This window comes from Hoyosella altamirensis (assembly GCF_014191505.1).
GTDB classification, from domain to species: domain Bacteria; phylum Actinomycetota; class Actinomycetes; order Mycobacteriales; family Mycobacteriaceae; genus Hoyosella; species Hoyosella altamirensis.
In genome coordinates, this window is record NZ_JACHWS010000001.1 from 1,502,622 (window position 1) to 1,519,122 (window position 16,501).

14 protein-coding genes and 1 pseudogene are annotated in these 16,501 nt (G+C 63.7%); 5 read left to right on the forward strand and 10 right to left on the reverse strand.

Translation table 11 applies throughout. The features are described from left to right. Positions 1-85: 85 nt before the first annotated feature. On the reverse strand, positions 86-724 hold the full coding sequence (locus FHU29_RS07350) for an isochorismatase family protein (protein WP_064439067.1): 639 nt from the start codon (positions 722-724) through the stop codon (positions 86-88). Between the two features lie 138 nt (positions 725-862). On the opposite strand from FHU29_RS07350, the gene FHU29_RS07355 reads away from it, so the two are divergent. The 4 genes from FHU29_RS07355 (at position 863) to FHU29_RS07370 (ending at position 4,491) form a co-directional block, all read left to right on the forward strand. Beyond that, positions 863-1,831, forward strand: a complete 969-nt coding sequence (locus tag FHU29_RS07355; RefSeq protein WP_064439066.1) for a GlxA family transcriptional regulator — start codon at positions 863-865, stop codon at positions 1,829-1,831. Between the two features lie 287 nt (positions 1,832-2,118). Next, on the forward strand, positions 2,119-2,514 hold the full coding sequence (locus FHU29_RS07360; protein WP_064439065.1) for a nuclear transport factor 2 family protein: 396 nt from the start codon (positions 2,119-2,121) through the stop codon (positions 2,512-2,514). A gap of 95 nt (positions 2,515-2,609) precedes the next feature. Then, on the forward strand, positions 2,610-3,053 hold the full coding sequence (locus tag FHU29_RS07365; protein ID WP_064439064.1) for a MarR family winged helix-turn-helix transcriptional regulator: 444 nt from the start codon (positions 2,610-2,612) through the stop codon (positions 3,051-3,053). Positions 3,054-3,831: 778 nt separating this feature from the next. Continuing rightward, entirely contained in the window at positions 3,832-4,491 is a 660-nt protein-coding gene (locus FHU29_RS07370) for a class I SAM-dependent methyltransferase (protein WP_074390731.1), read from the forward strand. A gap of 457 nt (positions 4,492-4,948) precedes the next feature. Here the strand turns inward: FHU29_RS07370 and FHU29_RS07375 are convergent, their stop codons facing one another. From FHU29_RS07375 to FHU29_RS07415, 9 genes and pseudogenes are all read right to left on the reverse strand, one after another. Further along, positions 4,949-5,641, reverse strand: a complete 693-nt coding sequence (locus FHU29_RS07375; RefSeq protein ID WP_064439062.1) for a hypothetical protein — start codon at positions 5,639-5,641, stop codon at positions 4,949-4,951. 42 nt (positions 5,642-5,683) lie between these two features. Next, positions 5,684-6,982, reverse strand: coding sequence for an NAD(P)/FAD-dependent oxidoreductase (locus tag FHU29_RS07380; RefSeq protein ID WP_064439061.1), 1,299 nt, complete (start codon positions 6,980-6,982; stop codon positions 5,684-5,686). A 2-nt stretch (positions 6,983-6,984) separates the two neighbouring features. Further along, entirely contained in the window at positions 6,985-7,362 is a 378-nt protein-coding gene (locus FHU29_RS07385; RefSeq protein WP_064439060.1) for a hotdog domain-containing protein, read from the reverse strand. After that, complete coding sequence (locus FHU29_RS07390; RefSeq protein ID WP_064439059.1) at positions 7,359-9,026, reverse strand: flavin-containing monooxygenase; 1,668 nt, start codon at positions 9,024-9,026, stop codon at positions 7,359-7,361. Before FHU29_RS07390 ends, FHU29_RS07385 begins: the two co-directional genes overlap by 4 nt. A 115-nt stretch (positions 9,027-9,141) precedes the next feature. Next, positions 9,142-10,499, reverse strand: a pseudogene (locus FHU29_RS23645) (flavin monoamine oxidase family protein). A gap of 30 nt (positions 10,500-10,529) precedes the next feature. After that, positions 10,530-11,987 carry an aldehyde dehydrogenase family protein gene (locus FHU29_RS07400; RefSeq protein ID WP_064439058.1) on the reverse strand — a complete coding sequence of 486 codons (1,458 nt, stop codon included), beginning with the start codon at positions 11,985-11,987 and terminating at the stop codon, positions 10,530-10,532. Positions 11,988-12,044: 57 nt separating this feature from the next. Continuing rightward, positions 12,045-13,139, reverse strand: a complete 1,095-nt coding sequence (locus FHU29_RS07405; RefSeq protein ID WP_064439149.1) for a Zn-dependent alcohol dehydrogenase — start codon at positions 13,137-13,139, stop codon at positions 12,045-12,047. Positions 13,140-13,153: 14 nt separating this feature from the next. Continuing rightward, on the reverse strand, positions 13,154-13,948 hold the full coding sequence (locus FHU29_RS07410) for an enoyl-CoA hydratase/isomerase family protein (protein ID WP_064439057.1): 795 nt from the start codon (positions 13,946-13,948) through the stop codon (positions 13,154-13,156). Positions 13,949-13,958: 10 nt separating this feature from the next. Continuing rightward, entirely contained in the window at positions 13,959-15,671 is a 1,713-nt protein-coding gene (locus tag FHU29_RS07415; RefSeq protein ID WP_232322873.1) for a class I adenylate-forming enzyme family protein, read from the reverse strand. A gap of 147 nt (positions 15,672-15,818) precedes the next feature. On the opposite strand from FHU29_RS07415, the gene FHU29_RS07420 reads away from it, so the two are divergent. Further along, entirely contained in the window at positions 15,819-16,499 is a 681-nt protein-coding gene (locus tag FHU29_RS07420; protein WP_064439056.1) for a TetR/AcrR family transcriptional regulator, read from the forward strand. The last annotated feature ends 2 nt before the right edge of the window (positions 16,500-16,501 follow it).

Here is a 16,501-nt window from a genome sequence, read left to right on the forward strand (position 1 = left end):
GTTCATCCAATACCGGTACCCCCGTAGCGAAACCCACCCTGCAGGTGGCTCCCGCTACGGGGAGTGGTTTTCTTGGGCTGCCTCGTCATACGAGGGCGGCTGCTGAGCGGCCTTCCAGCGCGGAGACGACCAGGTTGCTTTTGGCCAAAGCCGAGTTGGTGTGCACGGCGTCGGCCCATTGCGCGGTCGTGGTGACGGCGGCGAGGTTGGACTGCAGCAACACCATGAGTGTCTTGTGGAGTTCTTCGGCCGATACGCGTCCCGCCTCGTTCGCGAGGTGGATAGCACCGGAGGCATCGGACAGGATCTCCGTCGCGAAGCCCAGCCCTTCCGCCTCAACAGCGGTGGCGATGTCGCAGTTGTTGGTCATGTAACCAGCAATGGTGATGGTGTCGACATCCTTCGCGCGCAGCCACTCCGCAACGTCGGTGCCCGCGAACACGCTCGAGTACGTTTTGTTCACGTGCTTCCATGCTTGGGTGACGCGCTTTTCGATCTCTGGGTGCAGCGCCCACCCTTGCGAACCCTCCACGAAAACCGGTGCACCCTCTGGCATCTGGTGCTGGACAATTACGACCGGCACGTCGTTCGCGGCAGCGGCCTCGACCACGGTGACGATGTTGGCCAGAGACTCGTCGCGGGGCGGGTACTGGACCTGCAGCGGTCCGTCGAAGTATTCCTGCTGTACATCGACAACGATGAGGGCGCGGCGTGGTGGGGTCATGGGGTTCGCTCCTTGCGTTGGATCAACTCGTGTGTCGGGCCTGTATTGGGCAGCCGCCTTCGATTCTGCGGTAGGTCTATCCTTGAAACGAGTGGCATGAATGCAAAGTTTCGATGAGATTGGGCCAAAGGAGGCATCGTGCGGATTGCCTTATACGCCTTCGACGGCATCACGATGTTTCACCTGGCCGCGCCCATGATGGTCTTCGGGGAAATACGCCGCCTCGGCATCGCCGACGACTGGGAGACACGGCTGTGGTCCGACCGAGCCGGAGCAGTCCGGACGGAGGAGGGATACTCGATCGGCGATGTTGCGGGACCTGGCACCGCTGACTGGGCTGATATCGTCATTGTTCCTTCCTGGCCACTGGCCCTGACTCCGCCCAGCGACACGTTTGCCCGCACGCTGACCGGCGCCCACACGCGCGGCGCCTTAGTTGCCGGGCTGTGCCTCGGCGCATTCGCGGTCGCCGACGCGGGCCTGCTCGACGGTCGAGCAGGAGTCACACACTGGCAAGCGATGCCACAACTCGCTCAGCGGCGCCCCGGAATCCAGGTCGATTCCTCCGTGCTCTACATCGACCACGGTGATGTGATCACTTCCGCCGGAACAGCATCAGCGATCGACGCCTGCCTGCACATCGTGCGCAAGCATCTGGGATCCGCGGTCGCGGCACGCGTCGCGCGCAGCCTCGTCGTCGCGCCGCACCGGGAGGGCGGCCAGGCGCAGTACATTGAACGTCCGCTCGCGCAGCCTGCCACTGACACCGCGATCTCTGAGTTGATGAACTGGGCGCTCACGCGCCTCGACCAGCCACTCACAGTCGACAAGCTCGCCAGACAGGCTCGGATGAGCCGTCGTAGCTTCATCCGCCACTTCCAGCAAGCCACGGGCACCACTCCAGCCCGCTGGATACTCGAGCAGCGCTTGCATGAGGCGCGCGCGCTCCTGGAAACCACCGACTGGAGCATCGATCGAATCGCCTCAGCCTGTGGGTTTAACAGCACCATCACCTTTCGCCAGAACTTCACTACTGCATTCGCAACCACACCCACCACCTACCGCAGGCAATTCACCAATACGCCGGAGGCGCCGGCCGACTGTTAAAACTGACCCCGCGCCGGAGCCGCATTGGGGCGAGGCGTAGGGCGCGGGTCGGGTGACCGCTGCCGGGTGGGACGCGTAGGTTCGGGCTTTGTCGCCGGTCAACGGAGAGTCGTTTGGGGTGCTGCCGCTAGGTCGGCTCGGCCAGAACGCACATAACTGGAATATGCTTCCTAGGAATATACTTACGTGTTAGCATTTTGGCTGAATGTTCAAGGTTCACGCCCGGGCCGCCCGGGGTGGACAACTAGGCCACCTTCACCGGAGGCACAAACAAGGAGTGAAATCTTATGACCGAGCAAAATATTCAGGTCGCCCGCAGCTACTTCCAGGCAGTTCAGAGCGGGGACTTTGCCACCGTCGGCGCGTTGCTCGCCGATGACGTCCTCTGGCACCAGCCCGGCGCCAACCAATTCTCCGGCAACCACCAAGGCCGCGACGCAGTGTTCGCGATGCTCGGCGCCATGATGCAGGCCAGCGAGGGCAGCTTCGCCATCGACACCATTCACAACTTCATGAGCAACGGCGACCTAGTCGCGGCCCCACTGCATTTTGCGGGTCGCCGTGACGACGCCGCGATGGCCATGGACGGTGTTGACCTGCTGCGCATCAACGACGGCAAGATCACTGAAATGTGGCTGTTCTCTGCCGATCCGGCCGCCGAAGACGCCTTCTGGGGCCAGTAACCTTTGACCTGCAGGAATCTCGGACCACTGAGGAAGCGTGACGTACCGCGGTGGTCGAACGTCACCGGCGCACTGACCTAAATGGAGTATCGGAAATGACCGACCTGAAGTCGCTGTTCGACAACCTGATTCGCACGGAGATTTGGCTGTGGAACGTCGTCGACAACGCTCTGCGGGACGAATGCGATCTGCAGCTGACCTGGTTCGAGATCCTGCGGTTCCTGGCGCGTGACGGCAGCGGCCGCGTCCAGGACATCGCGGCGGAGTTCGGCATCACCGTTGGCGGCACCAGCAAGGTCGTCGATCGTATCGAAGCCGCCGGATACTGTGCGCGCCGCGCCAATCCCAATGACAGGCGTTCCTCACTCGTCGAACTCACTCCTACCGGACATGACGTACTCGACCGTGCCATGGCAGTGTTCGAACGCGAACTCCAGCACCGCATCGGCACGGTACTCGACGGCCAGACCATCGCAGCCGTCACCGCCGCCCTCGCCGCACTACACACCGCCCACCAGGCACCCGCCGACCGACAGTGAACGGACCCCAGCACACCCGCCGTGAAGAGCACCGCAGGCGGATTCGGCGACGTGTTCAGGTCAATCGGCAACGAGTACGGCCGCACTGTGCCTTAAATGTGCTGTGCTCGCGTTGCCGACGGATCACGTACCAGTACGGAGCGATCCCCGTCGCCCCGTCGGTTTGAAACACCTTTGCGACGTCTTCGAAGTACCGCTCGACTTCTTCGGCCCAGAAGAAGAGTTCGAACGAATCAAAACGCACCTCGGCCGGCTAGCTGCTGACCAGAGACCCGCAGCAGAAGACCCATCAATGCACGCACCAATGACGACATGGATGAAATAGCTGCTGCAGCAAAAGAACTCAGCGATGAGGACCGAAGCATCATCCTTGACCTCGTGCGCCGACTGCGTACCAGGCGCCGCAAATAGAAGCCATCCCTCTCTCCCCTTGAGATTGCTGCACCGGGTGAGCACCAGCATTGCTCACGCCGCGGTATTCCTTCACTGGATGCCGCCCAGGCACTCTGCAAAGACATCGACCCCACAGCCACCTAGGCCTGGCCGGGCTCGGGTGGCGCTTGAATCAACTCGAGGCCATTCCGGCAATGGTGGTTCCTTGCTCACGCGGCTCTGAGCTGCTCACACTCCCTGTTCGCGGATTCAAAGGGCGGTATGTCGACGGCGCTCGAAACTGGACAGTAACGGCGCCCTGCGCCGCGCCCAGGAACTCGAAGATGATGCCGCCGACGCACTCGAATCAGTCGGTTGAGACCCTATCGCCCATGATGAGGAGATAATGCGAACCGTGGATGACCACGATTTCCTCACGGGGACACGCACCGGCTACGACCGCACTGCAGGCCGATACGCCGAGCGCTTCCACACTCACCTCGATGACAAACCCCTGGATCGCGCGATGCTCGGCGCTTTTGCTGAACTCGTTGCAGCGACGGACAACAAGCAGGTCATCGATGTCGGCTGCGGCACTGGGGCGACCACGAAGATCCTCCATGACCACGGAGTCGAGGCATTCGGCATTGACCTGTCACCCAAAATGATCGACCATGCTCAACGCCTCAATCCGGACCTCACCTTCGAGGTCGGATCGATGACCAACCTCGCCATTCCCGACGCCAGCGTCGGCGGCGTTTGCGCTTGGTATTCGATCATCCACATCCCCGATGGACACCTGGATCGCGTGTTCGACGAGTTCGTTCGCGTCCTGGCCCCCGGTGGCATGGCTCTATTGGCGTTCCAAGTCGGAGACCAGCCCCGAGTTCTCGAGGAGGCATTCGGCCAGCAGATCGAATTGACGTTTTTCCGCCGCCAGCCCGACGACATCATTCGCAGGCTTGAGCGGACTGGCCTGCGCAGGTATGCCGAACTCGTCCGCGAACCCGCAAACGACGGGTTCGAGTCCACCCCGCAGGCCTACCTAATCGCCCAAAAGTCGTGACGGCCAGGAAGTTCGATCAGCCAGAAGCGAAGATGCCGTATGAGTACCGATGTCGCCCAATCGTAGGGGCCAGCGGATCTTGCTGATGCCGCCGACGTAGATGGTTGTCCATCCGGGCACGGGACGTGGAGCAGAGCGCGGCGATCGCCGTCGAAGGATGTACAGGCTTTCCGAAGATTGACGGAGGGGCCGGTAAATCTTCATCGGCAAGTAACTGCAGTGCCGCCGGGGGAGAGGGCACTCAGATGAACTTCGGTTCATTGAAGCCCACTCGCCGGTAGAGTTCGGCGACGGCGGACTCTGGTGGATAGGGCGGTGTACGAAACCGCTGATGAGATCGGCATGACGGTCACCGGATGGTGGCGGTGGCCGCCTTTCCTGTAGTCATAGTTTCCGGGTATGACACGAGAAGCCCCTCGGCGCAAGCAATCTTCCGCGGCCGCGGCCGCGGCGCAGCTCAAGCCGTGGCTGGTACGGTGCTCAGCGCCCGAGAATCGACACGCTTGTTGTACGCGTCGAAGGCGCGGTAGGCGCGGTAGTAGGTGAACATCTGCAGACCCCACGTGGTCAGCGCCAGAGTGTAGAAGATCGTGCGCTCTGCGTCATCGCCTGGGATGTGGACGAAGTCGTAGGTCGCGGCAATGAGGAACCCGCAGGCGGTGGCAATGCCGGCCCACACTGCGTGGCCGCGTTCGCCGATCTCCCACAGGCGTTTCACGAAGTAGATCAGGAAGATCGTGGTGAGCACGTTGGCCACGATGTAGAAGATCTTGCCGGAGAGACCGATCTCCTCCGCAAACCGACTGAGGATGAAGCCCGCTACTGCAGCGAGGGCGAACACACCGATATCCATTGCCGCGGACGGCTTATACCGGTGGGTGACCTTCATCAGCCCGAGGACCAGGATCAGCGTGATACCGATGGATCGGGAAAAGGCGTCCAGGAAGTACGCCATGGAGTACATCGGACTTTCCTGGCCAGCCTGCAGGAGGGCGTAGATGAGGAAATTGGTCCCCGACGTCGCGACAATGATCCATTCCAGGCCGAGCAGGTAGTTTCTGAAGTTCCGGATGAACAGGACGCCGTAGATGAAGCCGACGGCGATCATCCAGATGTCCGCGACCATGAAGAGTAGTTCCCAGATGGCCATGATTTGCTCCTTGAGGGTGACACCAGCCGACCAGCGGCGTGGTCATTTCGTTAGGGTTGCCAAACGGTCGGAGGCGCGGTCGGCGAGCCAGCCCGCGTACAGCGCGGGGCTGCTGACGAGGCTGGGCCAGAAGCGCTTGCGGCCGTGCCAGATTGCTGCCAGGTCGTCGTGCAGTGGTGTGCCACAAGCCCGGTCCGCCAATAAATTGCCGACATACTGGGCCTGGGCGAACCCGTGGCCATTGCAGGCGAGCGAATAGAGCACGTTGTCAGACGCCTCGCCGGCAACGGGAAGCCACGTGGAGCTCATGCCGATCCAGCCGCCCCACGCCCGCTTCGGTTTGACGTCGCGCAGCCCCGGGAAGCGATCGCGGAATCCGCGCACGAGGTCATCGGCGACACGACGGTCGGGCGTGCGGTCGGGCAGTGGGTTCCGCCCAGTCTGTATACGGCGGGTGCCAAACACGATTGTGTTCTGCGGGGTGACGCGGTAGCTCTCGATGATCATGTGCAGCGTGACCATCGGGGCACGGCTGGTCCAGCCGATCTCGTCGAGTCGCTCGGAAGCGACGGGTTCAGTCTCGACCAGAGAGGTCCACACTGGTGTCGCGAGGTTCTTCGGCGCTATGGAAAGGCCCCCACTGTAGGCGTTGGTGGTTAGCAGCGCCTTGCGAGCCCGAACCGTGCCGCCCGGGGTTTCGACCGTGACCTTCCCACCAGTGTCGGTGACGTCGCGGGCAGGGGTGTGCTCGTAGACGCGCACACCGGCAACGATCGTCGCGGCACGCAGGCCTAGAACGAATTCACCGGGATTGAGCGTTCCACCGACGCCCTCGCGCACTCCGCCCAGGAATCCGTCCGGAAGCCCCGCCGCACGCCCTTCGACGAACTCGGCAGACGATCCGGCGTCCGCCATTGCCTTAGCGTTGCGGCGTGCCCGCCGCAGTTGACCTTTGGAAACGGCAGCCATCACAATTCCGGCCTGTTGGTAGCCGCAGTCGATTCCGTGGTGGGTGATGGCGTCCTCGGCGAAATGCACCGCATTTTCGGCGTACCGGTAAAGGTTGCGCAGCCGCTCGGGCTTGAGCAACAGTCGCAGCATCTCAGGATCGGCGGCGATCGAATTGGTGATGTATCCGGCGTTGCGGGAGCTGGCGCCCCAGCCGAGGGTCTGCGCCTCGAGCAGCACCACGTCGACGCCCTTGCCGGCGAGGCGGAGTGCGGCCGACATGCCACCAACACCCCCGCCGATCACCACCACGTCGCAGGCGATGTCAGTGCTAAGAGATTGTTCGGTACTGGCAGGTGGTTCGGCCCAACCAGTCTCGTGGATCAACTTCATCGTCACCCCTCCGTCTCGGCTGCGGGTATGACGGCGGTACCGCGAGCGCGCACTGCGACGATGGCGGGTTCGACGAGCTGCGACCGGCCAGTCTCACCGACGGCGCGGCAGATTACGCGCAACTCGAAATCGACTGTGCGACTGCGGTTCCCCTTCTTCACCAGTCGGGCCTCTGCTTCTACGACGTCGCCGCCACGCACCGGGGCGAGGAACTCGACCGACGAGTAGCCGGCGAAAAGGCCCTCGTGACCGTCGGTCTCGATCGATAGGTTCGTGCCGACGTCGCCGAAGAGCTTCAATGCGTAGGCGCCGTCGACGAGGTTGCCCGCATAGTGCGCGTCGGAGAAGGCTACATAGCGCCGGTGGACCGTCCTGCTCATGAGATCTCCTGATGGATGGGGCCGAGTTGGCGGGACTCTGATTCGCCGTCGATCGCGATCCCGGGATAGCCGCGTTTTGCGATCTCGGTGCACATGCGGCGGTACTTGCCCACACCGCCGACATAGCCCATGAAGGTGTTCGGCTTACCCTTGACATTGGAGCCGCGATACCAGGAGTCGGTGGTGGCGTACAGGGTGTCGGCGACGGTTTCCTCGCTGATGTTCACCCAGTCGTTCTGCCCCTCGGTGGTGGCCTCGACTCGCGTCGCGCCGTTGTCGCGGGCGTGTTCGATGAGGTCGGCGATCCAGTCCACGGCCTGCTCGATGGTCATCACCACGTTGCTGGCGAGAGCGGGGCTCTGCGGTCCCGCGACCATGAAGAAGTTGGGGAAGTCCGCGGTCATGATCCCGAGGTACGTGCGGACGCCGTCCTGCCAGGCCTCCTGAAGCTTCTTCCCGGACTCGCCAGTGAGGTTCAGCCCGTATAGCGGACCGGTGAAGGCGTCGAACCCGATGGCGAGCACCAACGCGTCCGCCTCGTACGTCTCCTGCGAGGTGACGATCGCGTTCGCAGTCATCGTCTCGATCGGCTCGTCGCGCAGCGACACCAACGACACGTTGGGCCTGTTGAAGGTCTCGTAGTAGTCCGTCCCGAAGCAGCTGCGCTTGCCGCCCAGCGGGTGGTACTTGGGCACGAGCAGCTCGGCAGTGGCCGGATCTTTGACGATTTCGCGGATCTTGTTGTGGATGAATTCTGAAGCGGTCCGGTTCGCCTCAGGGTCCGTGAGCAGGTCGATGAACTCGGCACCGACACCGTTGAAGCCACTAAGCTGGTAGGCCGCCTCGTAGCGCCGCTGCCGCTCTTCGTCCGATACGTCGAATGCTCGGTCCGTCACGGGACGCTCGGGGATTCCGCCAATCGAGTGTCGGCACTCCTCGCGGATCTCGAGATAGTCATCCTTGATGGACTGGATTTGCTCGACGGGGAGTTCGGAGTTACGCGCCGGCATCACGTAGTTCGGGGTGCGCTGGAACACCGTGACGTGCTCCGCGACCTGAGCGATTAGCGGAATAGCCTGCACACCAGACGATCCGGTGCCAATCACGGCGACGCGCTTGCCCGCGAGGTCATCGAGCGAGATGTTCCAGCGGCTGGTCGACACCTGCAGGCCGGTGAAGTTCTTCAGGCCCGGCACGTCGAAGTCCTTAGGGGTCGACAGGCCTCCTGCACCCGAGATCAGGTAGCGGCTGCGGCGCTTTTCGCCGTTGCCCAGCTGGACCTCCCACAACCTGTCGTCCGCGTTCCACGTCGCGCCGACCACCCGCGTATTGAAGGTGAAGTGCTTGCGCAAGTCGAAGCGGTCGGCCACATGTTCGATGTAGCTGAGGATCTCGGCCTGTGGCGCGAATCGCTCGCTCCACGTCCACTCCTGCTGGAGCGCCTCGTCGAACGAATACGAGTAGTAGATGCTCTCGACGTCGCAGCGGGCACCCGGATAGGTGTTCCAGAACCAGGTGCCGCCGACACTGGGCCCGGCTTCGAATCCTGCGAAAGTCCACCCGGCGGTTGTGAGGCGGTGTGCGAGGTAGAGGCCGGAGAAACCGGCGCCGACGCCGATGATGTCGACGACTTCGGAAGGTGAGGTAGAGGGGGAGGAGTTCATCGCATTCAGGCTTTCGTCGAAGGTGGTCAGATGACTCGGTCAAATGACTTAGTATGAGTAAACCAGTGGTACCAATCACAGTCAAGGGGTGAACGCTGGATTGACGTGGCGTCGTCTAGCGCGCTTGGCGCAGGCTCGCCAGTACGGCCTTGGCCGATTGCTCGCCGGACGTGGCCGCGTCAGCGAGAGACGGCATGTCAAGCTGGTAGTCGCCGGCGAGGTAGATAGGTCCGAGCGGGTCACGCAATGCCGGGAGCGAGTTCCTGCGGCCAGGTGCCCAGAAGGGCACGACCCGGCGGTGCCGGCGCACGATGCCCTCACCCAGCTTCCCGTCGAGCTCGGGGAATACGGTAAGCAGGTCCTTCGCGAACTGCGACACGATCTCTTCGCCTGGCAGGTCGAGCAATGCGTCGGCTTTAACGCCGCCCGCGAAACATGCCAGTGCTCCACCCGGCTTTCGGTCGCCGCCACTCCGCAGCGCCGCAGCGTGGTTGAACATGGCCTGGAACGACAGTTGCGGAGTGGAGACGGCGAAGTAGTCGTCCCATCGCTGCGGACCTGGTTCGTCTGTAAAGAATCCGACTACCACGTATCGCCCGTAGGTGATGTCGTTGAAAGCGTTCCGATACTGCTGCGGGAGATCCGGGATAATCCGCTCGGCGACATCCGCGGGTGTGGTCACGATCGCGCGCTTGGCCCGCAGCCGCGCGGGGCACTCGCCGTCGAGGTAGTCGACGACCACGCCGTCAACGTCGCGGCGCACTGAGTGCACGGCGAGTTCAGCCGGATCCGGCAACCAAGTTCTTTCGCCAGGACGTCGGTCAACGTCTGGTTGCCGCCCACCGGCAGCGAGAAGTTCGGGATCTTTTCCGGGTCGGCCAGCGCGAGGCCCACTGAGGTGACGAACTGGGTGGCGGCAGTCTCGTCCACCTCGCATCCCATCCATTGCGCCGACCACGATCGGACGACAGCGCTAGCCAACTCTGACCGGACTCCCTTGAGGAGGTACGAGGCCAGCTTAGTGTCGAGCTTGGCGCGCACCCGTTGTGCGATACGGTTCTGTGATTCCAGGAACGGCATAACCGCGAGGATGCGTGCACCGACGATGGCCATCCCGATGCGGTCGGTCATGGTCATCCGCGTGCGGAACATGAGCGCGACGGGATTCGACGTGTCGACCAGCTCGCCGTTCAGGTACAGCGCGACGCTCTTGCCTGCCAGCGAGCCCATCTCGATGCCGTGACGGTCGAGGGCATCGATAAGCGTGCCGGTGCCCTCGGTGAACTGCGTGCCGACGTTAATCCAATAGTCGCCCTGCCGGACGGTGTCTACACGCCCGCCGGTGCGGTCACCGGCCTCGAGTACAACCACGTCGGTCTCAGGCGACAACGTGGTCGCCGCCGTCAAACCCGCCATACCGGCGCCGACGACGACCACCTCAGTGGTCTCTTCTTGTACCTCGTGCGTGGTCATTTGCGTTTCCTTACTCCCGATCGACGGTTGCTACATGGGAAGGCTGGGTGAGTCGATACCGACGACGCGGTCGCCGCAGAAAACCCGTACGGACTCACCTGGGCCGTGACCACCTATTCCTGACGTGCCCCAGAAGCTCTGTGCAGAACCGTCGGCGAGATCGGCGATCTTGGCTCCGTTGACGCGCACCTCACCCGACAGCACCCGCGATCCGACCTCGATGGCGCGGTCGAGGTCGGAGCCGAAAACATACGCGTCCAGGCCCGACGGACTGGCGTTGGCCACACGCAGGGCGTCCTCGTCGGAATCCACGGCATGCAGGCTGACGATTGGACCGAACAGCTCGTCGGTTGCCACCGACGCGTCGACGCCCGAAGCGACGGTGGGCGACAGGAAGAATCCGTCAAGTGCGGGGAGCTTTGCTGGCTGATGGATCGTCGCGCCATGGGCCCACAGTCTGTCGATCCGGCTCTGCAGGGTGGCGAAATGTGGGGCGTTCGAAACTGGACCCAGCTGCGTATTCTCGTCGAGTGAGTGCCCCACCTCGATGCGGGCGACACGATCCAGCAGCGCTTCACGGAGCGGCTCGAGGAGGCTCTTGTGCGCTAGCACTTTTCCGGGTCCCTCGCACCACTGACCGTTTAGTTTGGTCATCCCTTCGAGGATCCCGTCGGCTGCCACATCGATGTCCGCGTCGTCGAGGACGAGGGCCGGGTTGTTACCGCCGAGCTCGAGCTGAAGCACCTTGAAGTCCTCCGCGGCCGCGCGGGCAATCGCCCGGCCCGCGTTGGGGCCCCCAGTGAACGAAACGATCTTCACGCGGTGATCGCCCGTGATCGACGCGCCCACGTCACCGGCGCCGTGCACGAGTTGCAACGCACCATCGGGCAGCCCGGCCTTGATGAAGCACTCGACGATGATTTGCGCGCTGCTCGGCGCATGCTCCGACGGTTTCAGGATTACGGGGCAGCCGGCGGCCAGCGCACTCGCCATCTTCGCGGCGGGGATGAAACTGGGGCCGTTCCACGGGGTGAGGATGGCCGCGGGACCCCACGGGACCTTGTAGAGCCGGACATCGCGGCCGTCGGCCGCCAGCGACGTGCGCCGGGGGATGGTGCGCAGCTCCGCAGCCGAGGAGCGGATCCGATGCGGAAGGAACTGCGCTACCATACGCGCGTTCGCGATCGGGACGCCGCTGGTGAGAGCATCGGTTCGAGCGATGTCCTCGAGCCGGGCCTCGACGATGTCGGCCGCGCGCTCGAGGACAGCGATGCGCTCCTCGCTCGCGGCGTCATCCCAGCGTTCGAATCCGTAGGACCGCTCCGCGTGGTGCAGAGCTCGTTCCACATCGTCCGGGCTGGTCGTGACGGCACGGTGAACGGGCTGTCTCGTGTTGGGGTCGAGGTTCCACGAATCCGGGATCGTCCGGCACTCGGACCACTCGTCCGCGATGTAATTGATCGGCTGAGGCAGTTCCAGGTTCGGCATCTGCGGCCTCCTTCGGTGGGTAGTTCAGGTATGGGTGGATTCGTGGACTCGGTGTGATCAGGCGGCGAGGTCGGCAACGATGCGGGTGACCTCGCCCGACTTCATTGCCTCGAAACCCTTGTTGACCTCTCCGAACGGGATGACGTCACTCACCATCTCGTCGAGCAGCAGCCGGCCCTGCAGGTACAGGCGTGCGAACTGAGTGATGTCCTCGTGCGCCTGGCCCGAGCCCATGTAGGAACCGATGAGGCGCTTCTCGCCGAAGAAGAAATCCGATGCCGGCAGAGTGAGGTCGGTGCCGTCAGGTGCGATGCCGACCAGACACGCGGTACCCGTGGCGCGGAGGACGGACATTGCTGTCGCCGCGGTACGCGCGGAACCGACCGCCTCGAACGAGTAGTCCACCCCGTCACCGAGGACCTTACGAATCTCGGCAGCGACATCGGCTGCGCCATTCACGACGTGCGTGGCACCGTACTTGCGTGACGCCGCGAGCCGGGCATCGTCGAGATCCACGGCGACAATCGCCGAGGCACCGGCGAGCCGGGCACCCTGGATGATGGCCGAGCCCACGCCGCCGCAGCCGATCACGGCCACTGTGGCACCTGGGCGTACTTTCGCGCCGCGGAACACGGCCCCGACGCCGGTGATGATGCAGCACGAGAGCAGGCACCCGACGTGCAGCCCCACCTCGTCTGGCAGCTTCACCAGCGAGCTCTCCCGCATCAGGGTGTGGCGTGAGAACGCGCCGATGTCGCCGAGCCGCTCGACGGCCTGGCCTCCGGGCAACTGGAAGGCAGGGCGGGGACGCTGCCGGATCTGCGGGACGCGCTGGCACTGCGTCGAGTGCCCAGCTGCACAGTTGCGGCACAGCCCGCACGAAGGGGTGAGGGCCCCGACGACCCGGTCCCCGGGGCGCAGCGAGATCACTGCGGAGCCCACCGACTCGACGACGCCCGCCACCTCGTGCCCAACCACGACAGGCAGGTCGGCGTGCACGGTGCCCGTCATGTAGTGGAGATCGCTGTGGCACAGGCCCACGTTGGACACTGCGATGCGGACCTCGCTGGGCTCGGGATTGTCCACCACGATCTCGGTGAATTCCAGTGGTTCGTTCAGCGCGGTGAGAACTGCTGCCTCAGTGGTGATCATCATCGTCTCCGATCTCAATTGCTCTGTGCGGGCGCTGACGGCGCCGCGTTCTTCAGCGCGGAATTTTTGGATGTCCAGAAGCCCTCGATGCCTTCGCTGAAGGCGCCGGATTCCCAGGACTGCCGGGCGGCGTCGTCTTCTCGGGCAAACGCGGCCTCGATATCTTCGGGACGGGGGCGCAGCAGACTCAGGTGCAGCGCGGTGACGCGCGGATCGGAGTTCCACTGTCTGACCACCTCGACCGCGCGGTTCACCAGCTCGTCCGGGGCAGCGATCTCGTCGAGAAGCCCGATGCGCAGGGCTTCATCCGCGCCGATCCGCTGGGAGCCCAGGATGATTCGCATCGCGTGATTGCGTACGAGTCGACCCATCAGGAAGCTCGAAGCGTTGGAGATGATGATCCCCCGGTGGTTTTCCGGCTGGTAGTACTCGGCGGCGGGGTTTCCGATCCGCGCGTCACAGCACAGCGTGATCTCCGAGGCGCCGCCGACCGCGATCCCGTTCACGGCCGCGATCACGGGAACCTTCGCCTCGAGAATGGCGCGGGTGATGTCGTGGAAGGTCGCGAAGGCCTCGCGAAGCTCCTCGTAGGTGCTCGGCACCGTCTGCAGGTCTTCACCGGCGGAGAAGGCCCGCCCCGTGCCCGTGAGAACGATCCCGCGGACGCGGTCACCGGTCCCGAAGCGGCGGATGGTTTGCGCGAGCAGTACCCGCGTGGCCACGTCCATCGCGTTGAGTTTCCCGGGGCGGTTCAGCGTGAGTATCGCGACATCGTCGACGATGTGCACGTTCAGGTAGGCGTTGGTCATATCTGACTCCTTAGTTGCCATTGCCCGCTATGCGCGGTGGCTTCAGGTCATAGGTGATGCCGGGTTGATCGGCGGAGCGCGCCTTGAGCACCGGCTTGGACACGCGCTCGGAAGGGGTCCGCGGGAAGTCCGCAACGAATTCGACGTATCGCGGAACCTTGAAGCGTGCCAGCTGATTTCGCGCCTGAGTGATGATCCGCAGTGCCGTCGCGCGGTCCTCTGCGACGCCGGGGAACAGCTGCAAGTAGGCTTTGACTTCCTCGCCGAACAGCTCGTCCGGTACACCGACCACTGCCGCAGCAACGACGCTGTCGTCGCGCTCAAGGACGCGCTCGACCTCGGCGCTCGCGATGTTCTCCCCGCCGCGGCGAACCATGTCCTTGATACGGCCGACCAGCCGGTAGCTATCCGCCTCGCGGAGCGCGATATCGCCGGTATGCAGCCAGCCGTCGCGCAAAACCTGGGCCGTGTCTCCGGGCCGGTTCCAGTAGCCGAGCATCATCGGTCTGCCTGAGGTGATCAGCTCGCCGGATTCGCCCTCGGCGACGTCCCGGCCCTGCGGATCGACCACTCGGACCTCCTTCGTGGGAACCGGCAGCCCCAGCCGGCCGCTGCCGATGTCGGCCGTGTTTTCAGGAAGGCTGACCAGATCAACTCCGCTTTCGGTCATCCCGAAGATCTCCCGCCACGGTGCGCCCCAGCGCTGTTCGAGCTGAGCATGCAGGGCGACGGGAATGGCCGAGCACAGCACAAGGCGCAGATCGTTGTTGCAGTCCTGCGGGCTCGGTGGCTGCTTGAACAGCAGCGTGGGCATCGAGCCGAGTACGTAGCAGAACGTGGCCCGGTGCCGACGTACGTCGGCCATGAAACCCGACGCGGAGAACCGGGGGAGGACCACCAGCGGTGCACCGATCGTCAGGCAAAGTGAGGTGTTCCACTGCGGGTCCATGTAGGAGAACGGCTGCGAGGTGAGTACGACGTCGTCAGGCCCGAGGTCCGCTGCGCCCGCGCAGACCCAGCCCAGCCGGATCCAATAGTCGTGGGTCAGCATGCACGCTTTCGGGAATCCGGTGGTCCCTGAGGTGTACTGGAGATTTGCGAGAGTATCTCCGGAGATGGCGACCTGCGGCCGGGCCGCCGGATACTGGGCGAGCTCGTCGCTCGACCTGACTTCCACGATCCGGATGTGGGCCAGATCGGCGTTCGCGGCGCGCACCTCATCGACAAGCGTGGTGTGCGCGGCGTCGGTGAAGATCAAATGAGCGCCGGAGTCCCGCAGCACGAATTCCAGGTCGGCGTGCTGGTACGACGAGTTCACCGGCACCGCAACGCCACCCGCCTTGAGGATCGAAAGCCAGGCAATTGGCCACTGCACGACGTTAGGCAGCATGATCGCGGCTCGGTCACCCGTGCGGACGCCGTCTTCGGCGATCAGGCGGTGCGCCAGGCGCGAGGTCCACTCATCGACCTCGCCGAATGTCCAGGAACCTTCTGCAAACCGAAGGAACTCGCGGTCGGAGAAGTTGTCGGCCTGGTTCGCCAGGAGGTCGATGAGGGTACCGAGCGGCGGAGCCATAGCCATGCGATCGAGTGCGATCGCGCCCTCACGGCGCACTACTTTCACTTCGGTCATGTCGTCCTCTGCGAGATTTCTGGGTTCCGGTCGCGTTGCCGCGCAGCGGGACTGCCGCGGAACCCGGGACTTGAATGTGATTGCTGTCATAACGATAGCGCGAGTTGGTCGTACGATCAAGTCATATGACTTATACATCTGAGGGAGCGAATTGACGCGTTTTCACTTTTCTGGGCAGGGAGAAGCTGTTAGATTGACTTGATCAAACGTCCGTAAATGCTTTGACAGGAGGGCCGCATGCCGCGCATTCCCGCCGCCGAACGTCGCGCCGAACTTGTGGCAGCGGCCGTGCGCGTGATCGCCGCGCATGGCGTGGACGGTGCCACCACACGCCGCATTGCTCAGGAGGCGAAGGCTCCGCTGGCAACGCTGCACTACTGCTTCGCCACGAAGGAGGAACTGTTTGCGGAGGTCTTCGGGTACGTTGCTGGGCAGTATCGAGAAGTGCTGACGCGCAATGCCGTCCACAGTGAAGTGGAGACCAGTGCGCGCGCTCTGCTGCGAGGGCTGCTGGAGTGGTACCTCGACAACCGGGACTTCGGCGCTACGATCATCGAGCTAGTTAGCTGGGCCCAGCGCCAGGAGGGCGAGCAGGCCGAGATGATGTACAACGAGGCCTTCGCAACCATGCGGCCCATTCTTGAGACCGCCGAGACCGCTGCTGGCCAGTCGGTTGACTCAGACACCGTCGATGCGCTGACCTACATCGTGTCCGCGCTGTCTGACGGGTTCGCGCTTAACTGGCTGGTGTTCACCGACCGCACGGCAGCGGAGCGACAGATCGAGCTCACTATCGGAGTGCTCGATAGCTGGATGGCTGCAAACCTTGGCGACGCCACCGAGCCTGCGCCCCGGGCCTCGAAAGCTCCCTCCGAGCAGAATCTACGGTCTCTCGTTTCCTGGGTAGGCGTGGACTAACA

Bases quoted from the DNA above. Each gene is read 5' to 3' on its own strand.
- FHU29_RS07360 (WP_064439065.1), top strand. From the start codon at position 2,119: ATGACCGAGCAAAATATTCAGGTCGCCCGCAGCTACTTCCAGGCAGTT.
- FHU29_RS07380 (WP_064439061.1), bottom strand. From the start codon at position 6,982: ATGAAGTTGATCCACGAGACTGGTTGGGCCGAACCACCTGCCAGTACC.
- FHU29_RS07370 (WP_074390731.1), top strand. From the start codon at position 3,832: ATGCGAACCGTGGATGACCACGATTTCCTCACGGGGACACGCACCGGC.
- FHU29_RS07365 (WP_064439064.1), top strand. From the start codon at position 2,610: ATGACCGACCTGAAGTCGCTGTTCGACAACCTGATTCGCACGGAGATT.
- FHU29_RS07400 (WP_064439058.1), bottom strand. From the start codon at position 11,987: ATGCCGAACCTGGAACTGCCTCAGCCGATCAATTACATCGCGGACGAG.
- FHU29_RS07375 (WP_064439062.1), bottom strand. From the start codon at position 5,641: ATGGCCATCTGGGAACTACTCTTCATGGTCGCGGACATCTGGATGATC.
- FHU29_RS07390 (WP_064439059.1), bottom strand. From the start codon at position 9,026: ATGAACTCCTCCCCCTCTACCTCACCTTCCGAAGTCGTCGACATCATC.
- FHU29_RS07405 (WP_064439149.1), bottom strand. From the start codon at position 13,139: ATGATCACCACTGAGGCAGCAGTTCTCACCGCGCTGAACGAACCACTG.
- FHU29_RS07385 (WP_064439060.1), bottom strand. From the start codon at position 7,362: ATGAGCAGGACGGTCCACCGGCGCTATGTAGCCTTCTCCGACGCGCAC.
- FHU29_RS07410 (WP_064439057.1), bottom strand. From the start codon at position 13,948: ATGACCAACGCCTACCTGAACGTGCACATCGTCGACGATGTCGCGATA.
- FHU29_RS07415 (WP_232322873.1), bottom strand. From the start codon at position 15,671: ATGACAGCAATCACATTCAAGTCCCGGGTTCCGCGGCAGTCCCGCTGC.
- FHU29_RS07350 (WP_064439067.1), bottom strand. From the start codon at position 724: ATGACCCCACCACGCCGCGCCCTCATCGTTGTCGATGTACAGCAGGAA.
- FHU29_RS07420 (WP_064439056.1), top strand. From the start codon at position 15,819: ATGCCGCGCATTCCCGCCGCCGAACGTCGCGCCGAACTTGTGGCAGCG.